The sequence below is a fragment of the Sorangium sp. So ce887 genome (genome assembly GCF_051521455.1).
GTDB lineage: Bacteria > Myxococcota_A > Polyangia > Polyangiales > Polyangiaceae > Sorangium.
The window spans coordinates 1,677,788-1,695,537 of record NZ_CP150354.1; the positions used below are offsets into that span (position 1 = coordinate 1,677,788).

The following is a 17,750-nucleotide window of genomic DNA, read 5'->3' on the forward strand; positions in this document are numbered from 1 at the left end:
GCGACGGTTCAAGCGCGCGCGCGCGTCACTCGAACTCGAGCCGCCACCGGAGATCGGCGCCCACGTTGCCGAGCGGCGAGCTCGAGGCGTCGTTCGCGTTGTCGTAGGACCCCTGGATGCTCATGCGGTCGCTGAGCTTCACCTCGACGCCCGCGCGCACCTGGCTGCCCTGCGAGAGCCCCGTCGTGACGTTGGCGCGCACCGCGTCCGTGATGCGCTTGCCCAGGGTCACCGTCGGCTCCGGGGCGCCGTTCTTCGACGAGTAGCCGGTGCCGAAGCGGAACTCGTCGATGATGGGGACGATGTTCCTCACCGCCTTGTCCGCGCCCGTCAGCGACGAGAGCGCCTCGAGGCCCATGGTCTCGCCGAGCGACGACACGACGCCCTGGTTGAGCTCGGCGCGCGTCATCCCGAGCGTCAGGAGCAGGACGATGTCCTCCTGGCTGAGCGGCGGATCGCTCGTCAGGTTGAGCTGCAGGTTGTCGGCGTCGCCCTGGGCGTGCAGCCGGATGCGCCAGTGCCCGCCGGCGTTCGCGCCGGCGCCGATGCCCCCGGGCGCCGCCGCCTCCGCGCCGGCCGCCGGGTCCGCCGCGGCGCTGCTCATGGCCGTGTAGCGGCGGTACTCGCTCTCGGCGCGCACGTCGACCTTGGGGGCGATGCGGAACGGATCCTCGAAGCGGACGTAGCCCTCCCGGACGTTGAACTCGGTGCTCCGCAGCATGAGCTTCGATTCGGGCAGGATGCGCAGCGACCCGCGCGCGCCGAAGCGCTGGTTCGTGCCCGACAGCTCGAGCCCCGTGGGCGAGACCTCGAGCCGCATGTCCGCGAGATCGTTCGAAAAATGGAGCGGATTCGGCGAGAGGACCGTGACGCGGAACCGGACCGCGTCGGCCGCGGGGTTGTAGGTCTGTACCGTCGTCCGCTGCCGGCCCGTCAGGTCGCCGAGGTCGACGCTCATCAGGATCGGGCGCGTGTAGTTGAACGACGTGAGCGTGATCTTGCCCTCGACCTCCGGCAGGTTCTTCTCGCCCGACGCGTCGTCCTCGACGCCGGGCTGGAAGCGCGCCACGAGGTTGGCGTTCGCGGTGAGGTTCACCCCGTCCGCGACCGGCAGCTTCACGCCGGTCGCCACGATCGAGGCCGTCGCCATGCCGAGGTTCAGGCCGCGCACCGGCATGTGCCCGGCCGCGCTCACCGTGCCCGTGCCGACCCGCGCGGTCGCCCGCGTGAGGCGCACGAGATCGCCGCCGATCGCGATCTCCACGTCGATGTCGTCGAGCGACACGGGCAGCCCCACGACGTCGAGCTCCCCCTCCTTGAGCGTCGCCGAGCCCGTGTAGCGCGGCCCCTGGAGCGGACCGGTCACCTGGACCTCGGCCTGCACCGTGCCCCGCGCGTGCCGGATCTGCGGGATGTCGGCGCTGAGCCGCGACAGGTTCGTCGGGCTGACCCGGATCGCGATGTCGAGGTCGGGCGCGGTGAACACCCGCTTGACCTCGCCGGACGCGGTGAACGCGGCGGACAGGCGCGAGGCGGTGTGCGCCTCGAGGCGGAGCTCCGGCACCCGGAGCGCGTTCCCCGCGAGGCGGATCGGCCCGCTCGGAGCCGTGAGGTGGAGCCCCTGGCCCTCCCGCTCCAGCTTGAGCGCGCCGACCGTGAGCGTGAGCGCCGCCTGCTTCGGGTCCGCGAGCGGGAGCCGCTCGACGTCGAGCGTCGCGGTCAGCGTGCCCTTCGGCGTCGCCGCCGAGAACGCGACGCCCGGGATCAGGTTCGCGAGCGTGCCGAGGTCGAGCGCGTCCATGCGCACCTTGCCGTCCACGATCTTGCGCTGCTGGCGCGTGACGCGGAGCCCCTCCAGCGCGACCTGCCCGCCGAAGAGCGAGCCGTTCGCGACGAAGGAGCCGTCGGGGAGGTCGCGCTCGAACTCCGCCGGGTCGAACGGCGCGCCCTGGGGGTTGCCGCAGATCGGCGTCTTGCCGACGATCCTGGGCGCCCTCTCGGTGGGCACGATCGTGAGCTCGACGCGCGAGGGGGGCAGGCTCGCGTGCGTGCGGCGGATGCCGACGCGCGAGACGTGGACGTCCGCGAACCCGGCCATCCGGCTCACGGTGCCGCCCAGGCTGGCGACGAGCGACACCGATCCGTCGAACAGCGAGGCCGCCGGCCCGAGCGCGTCGATCCGCGTGAGCGGGAGGCCGCTCGCGATGACGCTCCCCTTGAGCGCGCCGCCGTGCGCCACGGACACGCTCGCCAGCACCGAGCCCGTGCCCTTGCGCAGCGACGCCGAGCGGACGTCGAGCCGCATCCCGTCGCCTCCGGCGGCCTGGTCGTCCCAGATCAGGTTGAGGTCGACCTCGCCCTCGTCGAAGCGCTCCTCGAGGAGCTCGACGCCGCTGAGCCGCATCCCGGCGCTCACGGCGAGGTAGCCGCCGCCGCAGCGGTCCTCGGGGCCGCCGAGCGCGAAGTGGGCCCGCGCCGTCCCGCTCGCGGTCGCCTTGTAGCCGGCGTACCGCGGATCCTTCTCGAGGCGGAGCATCTCGAGGAGGTCGCGCGCGGCCAGGTGCGGCGCCTCGCGCGTGTCCACGGTCGCGTCCACGACCACGATCCCCGACGCGCTGTCGAGCGAGCGGCCCTTCGGCAGGTTGCCCGCCGGGTCGAAGTCGATCTTGATCGAGGGGACCCGGACGCGGCTCGCCCCGTGCCGGACGCGCGCGTTCTCGAGCGTCACGGCGAGCGGCTCGAACGCGACCGGCGAGGGCTCGAGGTCGCCGATGGGGAACCCGGCGAACACGAACTTCTCGATGCCGACCTCGCCCTTGAGCTTCGGGTGCCCGTAGGAGCCGTGCATCGAGGCCTTCAGCGTGGCGACGCCGGCGAGCTCGAGCTCGGCGAGCGGCGAGACATCGGCGAGGTCCACCTGCGAGCCCGGGTGGATCTCGACCCCGAGCTGGTCGTTGAAGCCGAGCGAGACGGTGGCCCGGAGGTGCGAGCTCGGCGTGTCGACCGAGAAGCCGGAGAGCACGACGGCGTTGGGCCGCACCTGGAACGAGCCGCGGACCGTGCCCTCCTTGACGCCCATCAGGCGCTGGCGGGCCGGGTCCGTCGTCGGGCGATCGAAGATGTCGAAGCCGTGCGTCTGCACGGCGAGCGGGCCCTCGAGGGAGAGCGGGGACAGCGTGCCGCCGAAGCGATCGAACCGGCCCTCGCGCAGCGTCCAGGCGACGTGCGCCTGGGGGTGCACGCCGAGGTCGCGCAGGAGGCCGGGCAGCTGGATGCCGGCGAGGTCGACCGGCCCCACCTGGAGCGGGATGCCCTTCTCGAACGGCTTGATCTCGGCGCTGGAGATCTTGAGCGTGCCGTCGGCCCAGGCGATGGCGGTGTCGGAGAGCTGCACGGCGTCGGGGGTCGTCGCGAGCTGGCTCGAGAGGCGCGTCACGAAGACCCTGCCGTCGAGGCCCGGCTGGTCGATCGCGAGGGTCCCCTTCACCCGGGGGAGCGCGAGGCCGAGCGGCGCGGACGCCGCGTCGTACTCGGCGTCGACGTCGATCGCGAGCGAGCCGGACGAGGGCGGCAGGCTCACGAAGCGGTGCACGATCGGGACCGGCAGGCGCGCCCGCACGCGGCCCTCGATCCGGTGGGGCATGCCGCCGCCGAGGCCCACGGCGCGGAGAGCGCCGAGCTCGAGCTCCACCCGGCGCCAGTCGCCTTCCTGGAGCGCGCAGGGCGGCGCGGTGCCGGGATCCGGATCGAAGTCGGCGGCGCCCTCCAGGATGAGCCGGCGGACGAGCGCGCGGTCCGGCTCGACGCGGATGCGCGTGTCGAAGCGGCAGACCACGTCCTCGTCGACGCTGTCCTCCTCGGCCTCGCGGCCGGGCGCGGCGTGCGTGTGGACGACCGAGATGAGGCCGGAGCGCATCGCGATCTCGAACGCGTCGGACGGCTCGGCCGAGACGTCGACGTCGACCTCGCGGGCCTGGATGCGGAGGTTGTCGATCGTCAGGTCGACCTGCGCGTCGGTGATGGCCACCGAGGAGAGCGGCGCGCGGTCGAGCAAGCTCTTGTCGCTGCTGCTCTGGGTGCGGGGGAGGTTGAGGTTGCGGAGCTCCCCGTCCTTCATAACGGCGCGGACGCGCGGGCCGACGATCTCGACGTCGCCGGCGTCGATGCGCCCCGCGATCAGCGAGAACAGGCGCGGGCGGATCGCCACGCGCTCGAGCTCGAGGAACGGCGCGCCGCCGTCCGAGGAGTCGACGACGAGGCGGTTCAGGCCGACCATCAGGGGCCAGGCCTGGACGCGCACGTCGTAGCGGGCGGTGATGCCGAGCTCGTTCTGGAGCAGCGCGGCCGTCTCGGCCGCCGCCCAGGCCCGCACGGCCTGGGTCCGCACGAGGAAGCCGACCGCGAGCGGGATCGCCCCGATCAACGCGAACACGACGCACAGCACGCGCACGGCGAGGCGCCCCCAGTCCCTCCGGGCTCGCGGCGGGGAGCCCTTTCTCCTCGTGCCGTGCATCGGGGCGCAGCTTAGCTGAAGCGCGGTCGAACGCTTACGTGGGCGGGGTGATCCTGTACGCGGAAAAGATTGGCGCGTGGTCGCTCGCGTCCTCGATCGACGGCCCGTGCGGGACCTGGACCGAGCCCGGATCGAGCATCCGCCGGAGCAACGGATTGACCATGTGGTGGTCGATGAGCTCTAGCTGTCCGTTGAAGTCGTACGTCCACCGATCCGCGGGCGGCGCCGCGGTTGCGACGTCCTCGAACCGGGTCGCGCCGGCGCCGGCGACGGCCTCGACCGGGGGGGAGCCGGGCAGGTCGTTGAAGTCGCCGAGCACGGCGATCGCCGCGGTGGGGTGCGCTGCGGCGAGCGCGTCGGCGATGGCGCGGGCGCGCTGCGCCTCGGCGAGGCGCCTGTCGGGGTTGTCGGGCGCGGCCTTCGCCTTGAAGTGGACGCCCAGCAGGATGACCTTGCGGCCGCCCCGGGTGAGGTGGAGCTCGAGGCAGTCGCGCGTGAACGTGTAGACGGGCCCCTGCGTCCCGCGCAGCGTGAAGCGGTCGTCCCGGTGCGACACGACCTTGTCGAAGGGGATCTTCGAGAGCGCGCCGACGTCGATGCCGCGCGGGTCGTACGCCTCGACGAGCGCGGCGTGGGGGTACGCGCCGCCGAGCTCGATGCGGCTCAGGTCCTCGAGGACCTCGAGGTGCTCGACCTCCTGGAGGACCGCGACGTCGGGGTCGAGGTCCGCGAGCACCGCCGCGATCGCCTCGCGCTTCTCGCGGTAGCGCGCGGCGGTGAGCACGGTCTCCTCGGAGCCCTCGGTGTCGTCCTGGTCGTTGAAGAAGTCCTTTGTGTTCCAGGTGACGACCGCGAGCGGCGCGGCCTCCGGCGTCGGGCCGCCCGGCCCGGCGCCGCCGTCGGAGCCGCCGGCGCCCTGGCCGCCGGAGCCGCCCTCGCCCTGGCCACCGGAGCCGCCCTCGCCCTGGCCGCCGGAGCCGCCCTCGCCCGTTGCCCCGCCGCCCCCGTCCCCGTTCGACGGGGCCACGGCGAACGGCGAGCGGGTCTCGGCGGCGTCCCGGCAGCCGGCGGCGGCCGTCGTCGCGAGCGTGGCCGCCGCGGCGGCCGCGCTGAGCCATGCGCTACCTGCGCCCAGGGTGCTCCGGAGCATGGAGGAGGAGCTACTGCGGGCGCCCGCGTCGCACCAGATCGGAAACGTGCTCCGGGGCTGGAGCGCCGCGGGGCGCGGTGCGCTGCGCCACCTCAGCCCGCGGTGAGCTTGCGGTAGCGGAGCTTGCGGGGCTCGGCGGCGTCGGCGCCGAGGCGGCGCTTCAGGTCGGCCTCGTAGTCGGCGTAGTTGCCCTCGAACCAGACGACCTTGCTGTCGCCCTCGAAGGCGAGGATGTGGGTCGCGATCCGGTCGAGGAACCAGCGATCGTGGCTGATGACCACGGCGCAGCCGGCGAAGCTGAGGAGCGCGTCCTCGAGCGACCGGAGCGTGTCGACGTCGAGGTCGTTGGTGGGCTCGTCGAGCAGGAGGACGTTGCCGCCGCGGCGGAGGAGCTTGGCGAGGTGGAGGCGGTTGCGCTCGCCGCCGGACAGGTCGCGGACCTTCTTCTGCTGGTCGCTGCCGGCGAAGTTGAAGCTGGAGACGTAGGCGCGCGAGTTGACCTCGCGCTTGCCGACGAGCAGCCGGTCCTCGCCGCCGGAGATCTCCTGCCAGACGTTGTTGTTCGGGTTGAGGGCGTCGCGCGACTGGTCGACGTACGCGAGCTCGACGGTCTCGCCGATCCGGAGCGCGCCGCCGTCGGGCTGCTCCTGGCCCATGATCATGCGGAAGAGGGTGGTCTTGCCGGCGCCGTTCGGCCCGATGATGCCGACGATGCCGCCGCGCGGGAGCGAGAAGGTGAGGTCCTCGATGAGGATGCGGTCGCCGTAGCCCTTGCGGAGGTGGTCGGCCTCGACGACCACGTTCCCGAGGCGATTGCCGGCGGGGATGTGGATCTCGTTCTCCTCGACCTTCTTCGACCTGTCCTCGGCGAGCAGCGACTCGTAGGCGGCGAGGCGGGCCTTGCTCTTGGCCTGGCGGGCGCGCGGGGCCAGGCGCACCCACTCGAGCTCGCGCTCGAGGGTGCGCTTGCGCGAGCTCTCCTGCTTCTGCTCCAGATCGAGGCGCTTCTTCTTCTGCTCGAGCCAGCCTGTGTAGTTGCCTTCGTACGGAATGCCGGCGCCGCGGTCGAGCTCGAGGATCCAGCCGGCGACGTTGTCGAGGAAGTACCGGTCGTGGGTGACGGCGACGACGGTGCCCGGGTAGTCGTGGAGGAAGCGCTCGAGCCAGGCGACGCTCTCGGCGTCGAGATGGTTTGTCGGCTCGTCGAGGAGCAGGATGTCCGGCTTCTCGAGGAGGAGCCTGCAGAGGGCGACGCGCCGGCGCTCGCCGCCGGAGAGCTTTGTGACGTCGGCGTCGGGCGGGGGGAGGCGGAGGGCGTCCATGGCGCGCTCGACGACGCGGTCGATCTCCCAGCCGCCGGCGGCCTCGATCTTGTCCTGGAGCGCGGCGTACTCCTCGAGGAGCGCCTCCATGTCGGGGGGCGACTCGCCGAGCAGGGTGCCGATCTCCTCGAAGCGCTGGACGAGGGAGCGGACGTCGTGCACGGCCATCTCGACGTGCTCGAGGACGGTCTTGCCTGCCTCGAGCTGCGGCTCCTGGGCGAGGTAGCCGATGCGGACGCCGTCGGCGGGCCTGGCCTCGCCGAGGTAGTCCTTGTCGACGCCCGCCATGATGCGGAGCAGGGTGCTCTTGCCGGCGCCGTTCGAGCCGAGGACGCCGATCTTCGCGCCCGGGTAGAAGGAGAGCCACAGGCCCTTCAGCACCTCCTTGTTCGGGGGGTGCACCTTCCGGACATCCTGCATCGTGAAGATGAATTGAGGAGCCACGTCTTCGCCTGCCTGGGGTGCCGGCGCGTCGCGTGGCGCCGCTCGGCCTTCGAGCGGGCGCGGCGCTGGCCGGGCTGGGGGAGAGGCCGTATGCGAGATCGCCGGCTGACGGTCAAGGGGGCCTCGAGGCAGCTGTAGGCGGGCGCGCAGGGCGCGCGTCAGGACGGACGCGCGCGGCGGCGCGGTATGGGGCGAGCGGCCGCGAGCGGAGAGAGAGTTCAACGCAAAGGCGCAAAGGCGCAAAGGCGCAAAAGAAAGAATAGATCTCGTTTATTTTTGCGGCTTTGCGCTCTTGGCGCCTTTGCGTTGAACTCTCTCTCCGGATCCTTGGCCGGCCTTCTGGCAGGCGGAGCTAGGCCCGGCGCGCGCCGCGCCCGAACGCCTGTCGCAGGGCGGCGAGATCGTCCCGGCCGACCTCGCGGGTGGCGACGAGGAGGGCGATGTACACGAGGCCGACGAGGACGGCCTCGCCGAGCACGGCGACCTTGCCGAGCCACGGCAGCCGCGTGCCGACGGCGATCGCGGCGGCGAGGGCGACGCCCACGCGGAGCACCGTCAGCGCGGGGACGAAGCCGCCGGCGACGCGGTGGAGCAGGACGCCGGCGATGACGGCGGAGGTGGCGAGCGCGAGCGAGGTGGCGGTCGCGGAGCTCACGAGCATGTCGGGGCCGAAGGCGGCGCGGGGGACGGCGACGGAGCAGCCGACGGCGACGAGGAGGACCGTGGCGGCGGTGAGCGCGGCCGCGATGCGCTCCCTGCGGAGGCTCGTGAGCGCGGCCGAGGCGACGCCGAGGATGGCGAAGGCGCCCATGCCGAGCGAGAGGACGCGGAGCGCGCCGTCGCCGCGGCTGTAGATCTCGACGGGGAAGGCGAAGCGCAGCACGTGCGGCGCGAGGCCCGAGATGGGGCCGCAGAGGAGGCCGGTGAGCAGAAACGAGAGGCGGACGCCGGTCATCGTGTAGCGGCGGACCGCGGCGCGATCGCCCTCGGCGCGGGCGCGGGCGAGCATCGGGAAGAGGATGAAGGAGACGGAGAGGAGTAGCTGGTAGGGGAGGAACGCGAAGAGCTGCGCGCCGCGGTAGACGCCGATGAGGTCGTCGGCGGCCCTTGCGCCGAGCGCGAGGTGGTTCGTGGCCTGGCCGAGGAAGCGGCGCAGGAGGAAGAAGTCGGTCTGGAGCAGGAAGTTCAGGAAGGTCTGCGAGACCGCGAGCGGCAGGAGGAAGACGAGGTGCTCGCGGATCGAGGGGCCGGCGTTGCCGCGGCGGCCGAGGCCGGTCTTGAGGGTCGCGAGGGGAACGATGATGGCGGCGGCGGCGACGAAGCCGGCGATGGCGCCGAGGACGCCGCTCTGGCCGGCGCGGAGGAAGAGGAGGGCGCCGGCGGCGATGCTCGCGGTGCGGAGCGCGCCGTAGCCGACGTCGAAGGCGGCCTGGGTGAGGAACCGCCGCTGGCCGTTGAGCGCGCCGACGAGCGGGGCGTAGAGGCCGTAGAGGAGGACGACGCCGGCGGCGAGGCGCAGCGGGCCGGCGACGTGCGGGGCCTCGGAGAAGTCGGCGATGGCGCCGGCGAGGAGCGCGAACGAGGCGGAGACGGCGATGGCCAGGACGGCGTGCAGGGCGAGCGTGCGGCGGAAGGCCTCGGCGGCGTCGCGGTCGGCGACGCTGGAGACGGCGCGCGAGACGCCCTGGATGCCGGTCGCAACGATGACGTTGTTGACCACGCCGACCCCGGCGAGGACGATGGAGACCTCGCCGTAGCCGTCGGTGCCGAGCAGCCGGGGAAGGATGAGCTGCTGGACGAAGCCGAAGACGATGAAGGAGACCTTGGCGCCCGCGATGGCGAGGCCGCCGCGGCCGGCGGAGCGGGCGGCGGAGGGGGAGGGCGGAGAGGGGGCGGCCTGCGAGGGGTCCGGAGGGGCCTGCGAGGGGTCGGGGACTTCGGGCGGCGGCGGGGAGGGCACGGCGGCGCGCGGCACGGCGGGGTTGTCGCAGAAGCACGCCAGGCGGGCAATCTCGCGGGTGCGGGCGAGGGGACGCACGCGGGGGACGGGCGGGGCGGGGGGAGGGGACCGGGCGAGCTCACCTGCGCGTCACCAAAGCGACGCGGCGTGCGGATTCGCTTGACGGGAAGGTCCGGCTGACTATTCTCGCGCCGTCTCCGACGCATTCCAGCTTAGCTCAGTTGGTAGAGCAGGCGGCTGTTAACCGCCGGGTCGCTGGTTCGAGTCCAGCAGCTGGAGCCATTCACCACCCACTTCGGTGACCGGTCAATCAACGGCGGCCCCCAGGAGCGATCCTCGGGGCCGTTTCGTTTCAACGAGCACGCCCGCGGCGACGAGCCGCTCGGTCGCGCCACCAGCGGTGGGCTTCGTCGTCTCCACGAGCTTCATCACGGACGCGACGGTCACCACCGGGTGGCGGGGCAACAGCTCGAAGAGCCGCAGCGCCACGTCTCGAAGGCGCCAAGGACTTCGCTGAGTGTCGGCGTTCGGCGGGGCGCTCTGCTCGCCGCGTGGTCCGCTCGTAGCGTCCGGTGGCTCGCTTCGGTATCGTTGGGCTCGCAGGAACGCCCGCTTGTCTAGGTGCGACGGCTAGGAAAGCCTGCGTGCCTACAGCGAAGCGCTAGGAACGGATGCTTTATTAGCGAGACCCGTTAGTAAAGTTCGCGTTACTAGTCCAGCGACGCGCGGGCGCCCCCACCTCTCGGGGCTACTGCTCTCTTCCGTCCGCCGGGGAGAGAGAGGCCGAGAGCGTTTGACAGCGAAGGGCCTTCCGGCGGGACGGAGCCGCTGACGTTCAACTGGCCACGGCTTCAGCGTCCGCGCCCGTGTTCCACGCGAGGGTCGCCTGGCCGTAGAGCGCAATGCACGGAGTCTGAACACCGAGATGCTCCAAGCCTCGAATCGGCTCGGGAGGGCGAATCCACGCGACGAATGGCAGGAGCGGCTGCGTCATGGTCAGTAGTACTGGCGGATGTAGCCGTAGGCGCGTTCGAAGAGATCCGCGTCCTGGTGGAGCTGATACTTGAGCAGGCTCTTGCGGAGGGCCTTCTTCACCTCGCGCTCGCCGGCTGCCGTGTTCTGCTAGCCGGGGAAGCGGACGAGTCGCACGATCTCGTGCACGTGGTTCGTCGCGGCTTGCCGCGAGCTGGCCGAACCCGCCCGGACGGTACTCGCGTTCTTGCGCGCGAAGGGATGGCCCTCGGACGACGAGTTCCGGGCGAAGTTCGTGCGGATCAACCTCTACCGGAGCAAGTACGACCGCGCGGTCCTCGCCGCTCTCGGTGAGCCGTGGCGCCCGGTGCACGCCGAGTGGCTGCACACGCTGGGCAACCTCACGCTCGTCGGCGCCGATTACAACAGCGAGATGTCGAACCGCCCGTTCGAGATCAAGAAGCCGGTACTCGGTCAGAGCAAGGTCTACCTGAACCAGTGCTTCGAGGCAGAAGTCTTGAAGACGTGGTCGAAGGACCCGATCGAAGCGCGCGCTAAGCTCCTCGCCGACCTCGCGATCAAGGTGTGGCCCGCGCCGACGAACCCGCAGAAGGATCGGTAGAAACGGAGATGCCAACGCCGCGGGCAGTGCGGGCACGACCGGCGATCGCGTCGTCGAACGCGCAACCTGCGCCGCGAGCGCCGCCTCCAGCACGATTGTGCTCCCACGAGGTTGGCCGGCGTCGGCGGGGAGGCTGGGCCCCATGTCGATGGCGGGCAACTCCGGGCGGTGGTCCGGAGCCGGAGCGAGCAGCAAGGACGCCGGCGAGATCGAGGCGGTCGAAGTTGTGGCAGGCACGCGACGGCGACCACCGCCATCAGGGTCGCGCAGGACGCCAAGGCCGCCTCCCGCGAGTTCCCGACTCACGGGGCAGCGCCGCCAGCTCATCGACAAGTTCAACGCGCTCGGCAAGGGAACCGAGGGCGACCTCAAGGAGCTACCGCACGCGAAGCCCGAGCTCCGCTTGCCGAAGAACTTCTCGAGCGCTTCATGCGCGCGACCGAGCCGGTCGTGCCGCTAACCATCGAGGAGCTGACGAGGCGCCGCGACGCCGCCAAGGAGGAGCTCGAGCAGGCGGGCGCGGCGCTCCAAGCAGCCATTGAGGCCGAGAAGGCCGAGAAGGCCGAAGTTAAGCGCGCCGAGCGGGAGGCGTTGCAGCAGAGCTCGCCGCCGCCCAGGCCGAGCGCGAGGTGCAGGACAAGAAGATCGCCGAGCTCCAGGCGAAGCTCGGCAAGCCGCCCGTCACCTGACGCCGACGAGCGCGGGCCGCCCCGTCGTGGTGCCCGCGCGTTGCGCTCCGCTCTTGCGTTGGTTCAGGCGCCCGTGCGAACTAGAGCCGTGAGCGCGCTCCACGATCTCCTCGACCGTTACCGCAACGCCGCCGCGACGAACCGTGAGCAGGGAACGTACTTCGAGGAGCTGACGATCAGTTACCTCAAGAACGATCCGCTCTACCGCGATCTCTATCGAGACGTCGTCCCGTACGCCGTGTGGGCCGCGCGCCGCGGGCTCGACCGGCGAGACGCTGGCATCGACCTCGTTGCCGAGACGGTCGACGGCGAGGTCCACGCCATCCAGTGCAAGCTGTACGCGGCGGACTACCGCGTCCAGAAGAGCGACATCGACAGCTTCTTCACGGCGTCGGGGAAGACGCCGTTCACCCGCCGGCTGATCGTCGCGACGACGAACCACTGGAGCGAGCACGCGGAGGAGGCGCTCCGCGGCCAGCAGACGTCCGTCACCAAGATCGACCTCTACGCGCTCGAGAACAGCGCCATCGACTGGTCGCGCTTCACTCCGCGCGAGAAGCCCGCCCTGCGCCCGAAGAAGGCGCCGCGGCGGCACCAGCTCGATGCGCTCCAGCGCGTCGCCCACGGGCTCGGGGAACGCGACCGCGGCAAGCTCATCATGGCCTGCGGCACCGGCAAGACGTTCACGAGCTTGACGATCGCCGCGAAGATCGCGGGCCCCGGCAAGCGCGTGCTGTTCCTCGTGCCCAGCCTCGCGCTGCTGTCGCAGACGCTGACCGAGTGGACGCAGGAGAGCGAGACGCGCCTGCACAACTTCGCCGTCTGCTCCGACAGCGACGTCGGGAAGAAGCGCAGCAAGGACAGCGACGTCGTGCAGACGTTCGTCCACGAGCTGCAGTACCCCGCGACCACGGACGCCGCGCGGCTCGCGCGCGAGATGAAGGCGCGCCACGACGCCGAGCACATGAGCGTCGCCTACGCGACGTACCACTCCATCGACGTCATCCACCAGGCGCAGAAGGAGCACGAGCTGCCGGCGTTCGATCTCATCGTCTGCGACGAGGCGCACCGCACGACAGGCGCCAAGTTCGACGGGGAGGACGAGAGCCCCTTCGTGCGCGTGCACGATGCCGAGTACATCCGCGGCGAGAAGCGGCTCTACATGACCGCCACGCCGCGGATCTACGGCGACAAGGCGAAGGCCTCTGCCGAGAGCGACAACGTGACGCTCTGCTCGATGGACGACGAGAAGCTGTACGGCCCGAACCTGTACGTCTTGACGTTCTCGGAGGCCGTGAAGCGCGGCCTGCTCGTCGACTACAAGGTGGTCGTCCTCTCGATTCACGAGTCGCACGTCAGCCGCCGCATCCAGGCCCTCCTCAAGGACAGCAACAACGAGCTGCGCGTCGATGATGCGTCCAAGATCATCGGCTGCTGGAAGGCCCTCTCCAAGCAGGGGCTCGCGGAGGAGCTCACCGGCGATGCGCATCCGATGAAGCGGGCCGTCGCCTTCTGCCAGGTGATCGAGCGGCAGAAGGCGGCCAAGGTTCACAAGGTCAGCTCGAAGGCGATCGCGTCAATGTTCCAGGCCGTCGTCGAGGCGTACCAGGAGAGCGCGGACCCCGACGCGAAAGAAGTCGCGAGCCGTCTGCGCTGCGAGGCCGAGCACATCGACGGCGGCATGAACGCGACCAAAAAGGAGGAGCAGATCGCGTGGCTCAAGGCCGGTGGCGCGGAGGACACGTGCCGGATCCTGAGCAACGTCCGCTGCCTGTCGGAGGGGGTCGACGTGCCCGCGCTCGACGCGGTACTTTTCCTCACGCCCCGCAACTCGCAGGTCGACGTTGTGCAGTCGGTCGGTCGCGTCATGCGCAAGGCGCCCGGCAAGACGCGCGGCTACATCGTGCTGCCCGTCGTCATCCCCGCGGGCGCCGAGCCTCACGAAGCGCTCAACGACAACGAGACCTACCGCGTCGTTTGGCAGGTCCTCCAGGCGCTCCGGTCGCACGACGACAGGTTCGACGCGATGATCAACAAGCTCGACCTCGTTGGCGCGGACCCGACGAAGATGGAGGTCATCGCCGTCACCGACAAGATCGCGAAACGCCCGCAGAAGAAGAGCGGCGACGCGAAGAAGCAGAGCGCTCGGAAGGCGGCGAAGGCAGGGCGCGTCATCGGCGCCGCGCCGGAGGCCCCGCCGAAGGCCGAGCAGATGGATCTCGAGTTCGAGATCGGCGAGCTCGAGCACGCCATCTACGCGAAGATCGTCCAGAAGGTCGGCAACCGCCACCACTGGGAGGACTGGGCGAAGGACATCGCCAAGATCGCGCGCACGCACATCGACCGCATCACCGGCATCGTCGACGACAAGGCCAACGTGCGCGAGCGCGAGGCGTTCGACCACTTCGCCGAGGAGCTGCGTGACGACCTCAACGACAGCATCACGCGCGACGAGATCATCGAGATGCTCGCCCAGCACCTCGTCACCAAGCCGGTGTTCGATGCGCTGTTCTCCGGCCACAGCTTCGCGACCGAGAACCCGATGTCGCGCGCGATGCAGGGGGTGCTCGACGTGCTCCAGGAGCATCGCCTCGACAAGGAGGCGGGCACGCTGGAGAAGTTCTACGAGTCGGTGAAGCTCCGCGCCGAGGGGATCGACAGCGCCGAGGGGAAGCAGAAGATCGTCGTCGAGCTGTACGACAAGTTCTTCCGCAACGCCTTCCCAAAGATGTCGGAGCGGCTCGGCATCGTCTACACGCCGGTCGAGATCGTCGACTTCATCCTGAAGAGCGTCGACCACCTGCTGCGCACCGAGTTCGGCCAGACGCTCGGGAGCGAGGGGGTGCATATCCTCGACCCGTTCACCGGGACCGGGACGTTCATCACGCGGTTGATCCAGAGCGGGCTCATCTCGAAGGAGGAGCTGCCGCGGAAGTACGCGAAGGAGATCCACGCTAACGAGATCGTGCTCTTGGCGTACTACATCGCGGCCATCAACATCGAGGCGGCTTATCACGGGGGGGTGGGTGGGGAGTACAAACCGTTCGAGGGGATTTGCCTGACGGATACCTTCCAGCTCTACGAGAAGGATGATCTGATCTCGCAGGTGCTGGTGGACAACAGCGCGCGGCGGACCCGGCAGAAAAAGCTTGATATTCGGGTGATCGTTGGGAATCCGCCGTACTCGGATGGACAGGACAGCGCTAATGACCTCAATGACAACGTCGCGTACCCCAAACTGGACGACCGCATTCGCAGTACTTACGCCGCGCGCTCGAACATCCGAATGGTGCGCTCTCTCTACAACAGCTATATCCGGGCAATCCGTTGGGCGAGCGACCGAATCGGAAACGCAGGTATCATTGGTTTCGTTACGAATGCCGGCTTCTTGAGCGCCATCAGTGCTGATGGGTTGCGTTGCTGTCTCGTTGACGAATTTAGCTCCCTTTACGTATTCCACCTCCGCGGGAACGCCCGTACGTCAGGCGAACCGCGAAGACGAGAAGGTGGAAACGTGTTCGGTATGGGTAGCCGTGCGCCCGTCGCGATCTCGCTTCTTGTAAAGAACCCCAAGGCAGAGGAGAAAGGTCGGGTCTACTTCCACGACGTGGGAGATTTTCTCAGCAGCGAGGAGAAGCTCGCGGCAATCTCAACCTCTTGCAGTGTCGCCGGTGTCACGGCCGCCAACGGATGGACGATGATCTCCCCCGATGCGCACGGTGACTGGTTCAGGCAGCGCGACACCACCTTCGAGCGCCACATTGCGTTGGGCGACAAGAAGGCGCAGCAGCTCCACCTGTTCACGACCTTTTCAAACGGCGTGAAGAGTAATCGAGATGTTTGGGTCTTCAGTAGCTCAAAGTCCCGGCTGCGCGAGAACGTGGAACGGATGACGCGCTTCTTCAATGGTGAAGCGAAGCGCCTGGTTGAAGCCCGGCAGCAAGGGCTGGAGGTCAAGATCGAGGCATTCATCAGAGTCGACCGGAGTCAGATCAGTTGGGCCGATGACCTCAAACGCGCACTCGACGTCGGCCGAACGTTGGACGTCGATCCGGACGCATTCGTCTGCAGTCTCTATCGTCCATTCAGCAAACAGTGGCTGTACATGGACCGGCGCTACCTGTGGAGCCTCTATCTGATGCCTCGGCTGCTCCCCACCGGCAGTGACGGGAACCGTCTGATCTGTCTGTCTGGTCCGGGCAATAAAGGGAAGTTCAGTGCCTTGATGACCGATGTAGTGCCAAGTCTCCATGTTGCGGACATCGATGGTTCACAGTGTTTCCCCCTTTACGTCTACGACGAGCCGCCGGCTGGCGATGAGGACGAGGGTCTCTTCGCCAAGACGAAGCGCGCGGACGGCGCTCTCAACCGTCGCGACGGCATCACCGACGCCGGTCTCGCCCACTTCCGCGCCGCCTACCTCGGTGAGTCCATCACCAAGGAGGACCTCTTCTACTACGTCTACGGCATCCTCCACTCCCCCGACTACCGCGAGCGCTACGCCGACAACCTCGGCAAGGAGCTCCCCCGCATCCCCCGCGTCGCCACCGCCGCCGACTTCTGGGCCTTCAGCAAGGCTGGCCGCAAGCTCGGCGACCTGCACGTCGGCTACGAACGGGTCCCCGAGTACCCTGCCACCGTCGAAGGCCCCAAGGCGCCCACGTCCTCGCAGTACCGCGTCGAGAAGATGCGGTTCGGCAAGGCCAAGGACAAGACGGTCATCCACTACAACGACTTCTTCGTCGTGCGCGACATCCCGCTTCCCGCCTACGAGTACGTCGTCAATGGCAAGTCCGCGATCGAGTGGGTGATGGAGCGCCAGAGCGTCACGACCGACAAGGACAGCGGGATCGTGAAGGACGCGAACGCCTACGCGACGGAGACGGTCGGCGACCCGCGCTACCCGCTGTCGCTGCTCCTGCGGGTGATCACCGTCAGCATCGAGACGATGCAGATCGTACGGGGGCTGCCGAAGCTCGAGGAGATGCCGGAGGAGAAGGCGCCGGTGGCGTATCCAACGGCGACGGAGCCGAAGCTCCTGATGGCTGCCGAGACGACCAAGCCGCGGGCCTGATTGATTGATTGATCGAGGAGGAGCGACGAATGGCTGAGTGGGTCTACAAGGCGAAGACGACGCGCGCCAACTTCGACGACACGCACGACCTGGCGGTCTTCAACCACTTCCTGTGTCGATCGGCCTACCAGAGTGGCAACGACGCCGACGGGCTTCGGGCCGTCGGCGTCGTTGCGGAGGTCAAGGTCGGCGACCTGATCCACTTCTACTACCGTCATGACGATAGCAAGGTGTCCTGCCTCGGCACCTTCCGGGTGGCTGATGGTAGCGCCCGGCCGGCCATCTTCGCATCGTGCGAAGGCCACGGGGCCCTGTGCAAGGTGATCGAATCGCCCGAGAACCAGAAGATCGTCGACCGGCTCCTGCGCGGGTACGACCGCGACCCGCGCCTCGAAGCCTTCACGGGATGGGTCATCGACAAGCTGCCACGCGCCCACCCTACACCCGCGTTCGACATGGCTCGGATGTTTCCGGGCCCACAGACCAACATGTGGTCCTACCCGGATCCGAGCCTGCCGAAGAAGGCAAAGAAGCGCTGACGGCTGCCGAGCGAGCCGCTGCAGCGACGCGCGTCAACGTGGCGAGGCAGGTTTGCGGCGGCGCTCGCGATCACCGAGCCGCGCGCTGCGCCCTCGCAGCCTCGCACGGTTCCGCTTCCATCACCCCCGCTCGAAATCCCGCCGCAGCCCCTCCCGCGCAGCCCGCCAACTCGCCGGGATCCCCTCCGGCGGACACGACAGCGCCACGATCCCACCGACGATCGCACACGTCGTACCCCGATCCCCGAGCCCCGACAGCGTCGCCCCGAGCGCCTCCTCGTGATCACCCAGGTGCCGGGCCGCGCACCACAGGGCGAAAGGCACCGTGTCCGCCGAGCTCACCTTGTTGCCCGTGCCGAGCGCCCACATCGCGACCTCGACCGGCTCGGTCGGATCGATTGCGACGGCCCGCTCGATCCTCTCCGGTGTCGCCGAGCCGGGCGTGCGTGCGAGGACCACGTCGAA

9 protein-coding genes and 1 tRNA gene are annotated in these 17,750 nt (G+C 69.5%); 4 read left to right on the forward strand and 6 right to left on the reverse strand.

The annotated features are described in order from the left end of the window. Positions 1–25: 25 nt before the first annotated feature. The 4 genes from WMF36_RS06305 to WMF36_RS06320 form a co-directional block, all read right to left on the reverse strand. Positions 26–4,513 (reverse strand): translocation/assembly module TamB domain-containing protein, encoded by a 4,488-nt coding sequence (locus WMF36_RS06305; RefSeq protein ID WP_437578699.1) that lies wholly within the window; start codon positions 4,511–4,513, stop codon positions 26–28. A gap of 34 nt (positions 4,514–4,547) precedes the next feature. Further along, complete coding sequence (locus WMF36_RS06310) at positions 4,548–5,663, reverse strand: endonuclease/exonuclease/phosphatase family protein (RefSeq protein ID WP_437578700.1); 1,116 nt, start codon at positions 5,661–5,663, stop codon at positions 4,548–4,550. Between the two features lie 92 nt (positions 5,664–5,755). Next, positions 5,756–7,429: an energy-dependent translational throttle protein EttA gene (gene ettA / locus WMF36_RS06315; RefSeq protein WP_437578701.1), complete on the reverse strand. Its 1,674-nt coding sequence runs from the start codon at positions 7,427–7,429 to the stop codon at positions 5,756–5,758. Between the two features lie 352 nt (positions 7,430–7,781). Then, positions 7,782–9,467 (reverse strand): lipopolysaccharide biosynthesis protein, encoded by a 1,686-nt coding sequence (locus WMF36_RS06320; protein ID WP_437578702.1) that lies wholly within the window; start codon positions 9,465–9,467, stop codon positions 7,782–7,784. 128 nt (positions 9,468–9,595) lie between these two features. Here WMF36_RS06320 and WMF36_RS06325 point away from each other — a divergent pair. Further along, a tRNA-Asn gene (locus tag WMF36_RS06325) sits at positions 9,596–9,671 on the forward strand. A 24-nt stretch (positions 9,672–9,695) separates the two neighbouring features. Here the strand turns inward: WMF36_RS06325 and WMF36_RS06330 are convergent. After that, positions 9,696–9,878 carry a hypothetical protein gene (locus WMF36_RS06330; RefSeq protein ID WP_437578703.1) on the reverse strand — a complete coding sequence of 61 codons (183 nt, stop codon included), beginning with the start codon at positions 9,876–9,878 and terminating at the stop codon, positions 9,696–9,698. A gap of 730 nt (positions 9,879–10,608) precedes the next feature. Here WMF36_RS06330 and WMF36_RS06335 point away from each other — a divergent pair. From WMF36_RS06335 to WMF36_RS06345, 3 genes are all read left to right on the forward strand, one after another. Continuing rightward, the gene (locus tag WMF36_RS06335) at positions 10,609–10,983 is read left to right on the forward strand and encodes an HNH endonuclease family protein (protein ID WP_437578704.1); all 375 of its coding nucleotides are present in this window, start codon (positions 10,609–10,611) and stop codon (positions 10,981–10,983) included. A 777-nt stretch (positions 10,984–11,760) separates the two neighbouring features. Next, the gene (locus WMF36_RS06340; RefSeq protein ID WP_437581860.1) at positions 11,761–16,746 is read left to right on the forward strand and encodes a DEAD/DEAH box helicase; all 4,986 of its coding nucleotides are present in this window, start codon (positions 11,761–11,763) and stop codon (positions 16,744–16,746) included. Between the two features lie 29 nt (positions 16,747–16,775). Next, positions 16,776–17,285, forward strand: coding sequence for a hypothetical protein (locus tag WMF36_RS06345; RefSeq protein ID WP_437578705.1), 510 nt, complete (start codon positions 16,776–16,778; stop codon positions 17,283–17,285). A gap of 120 nt (positions 17,286–17,405) precedes the next feature. Here the strand turns inward: WMF36_RS06345 and WMF36_RS06350 are convergent, their stop codons facing one another. Next, positions 17,406–17,744, reverse strand: coding sequence for an ADP-ribosylglycohydrolase family protein (locus WMF36_RS06350; protein WP_437581861.1), 339 nt, complete (start codon positions 17,742–17,744; stop codon positions 17,406–17,408). Positions 17,745–17,750 lie beyond the last annotated feature (6 nt).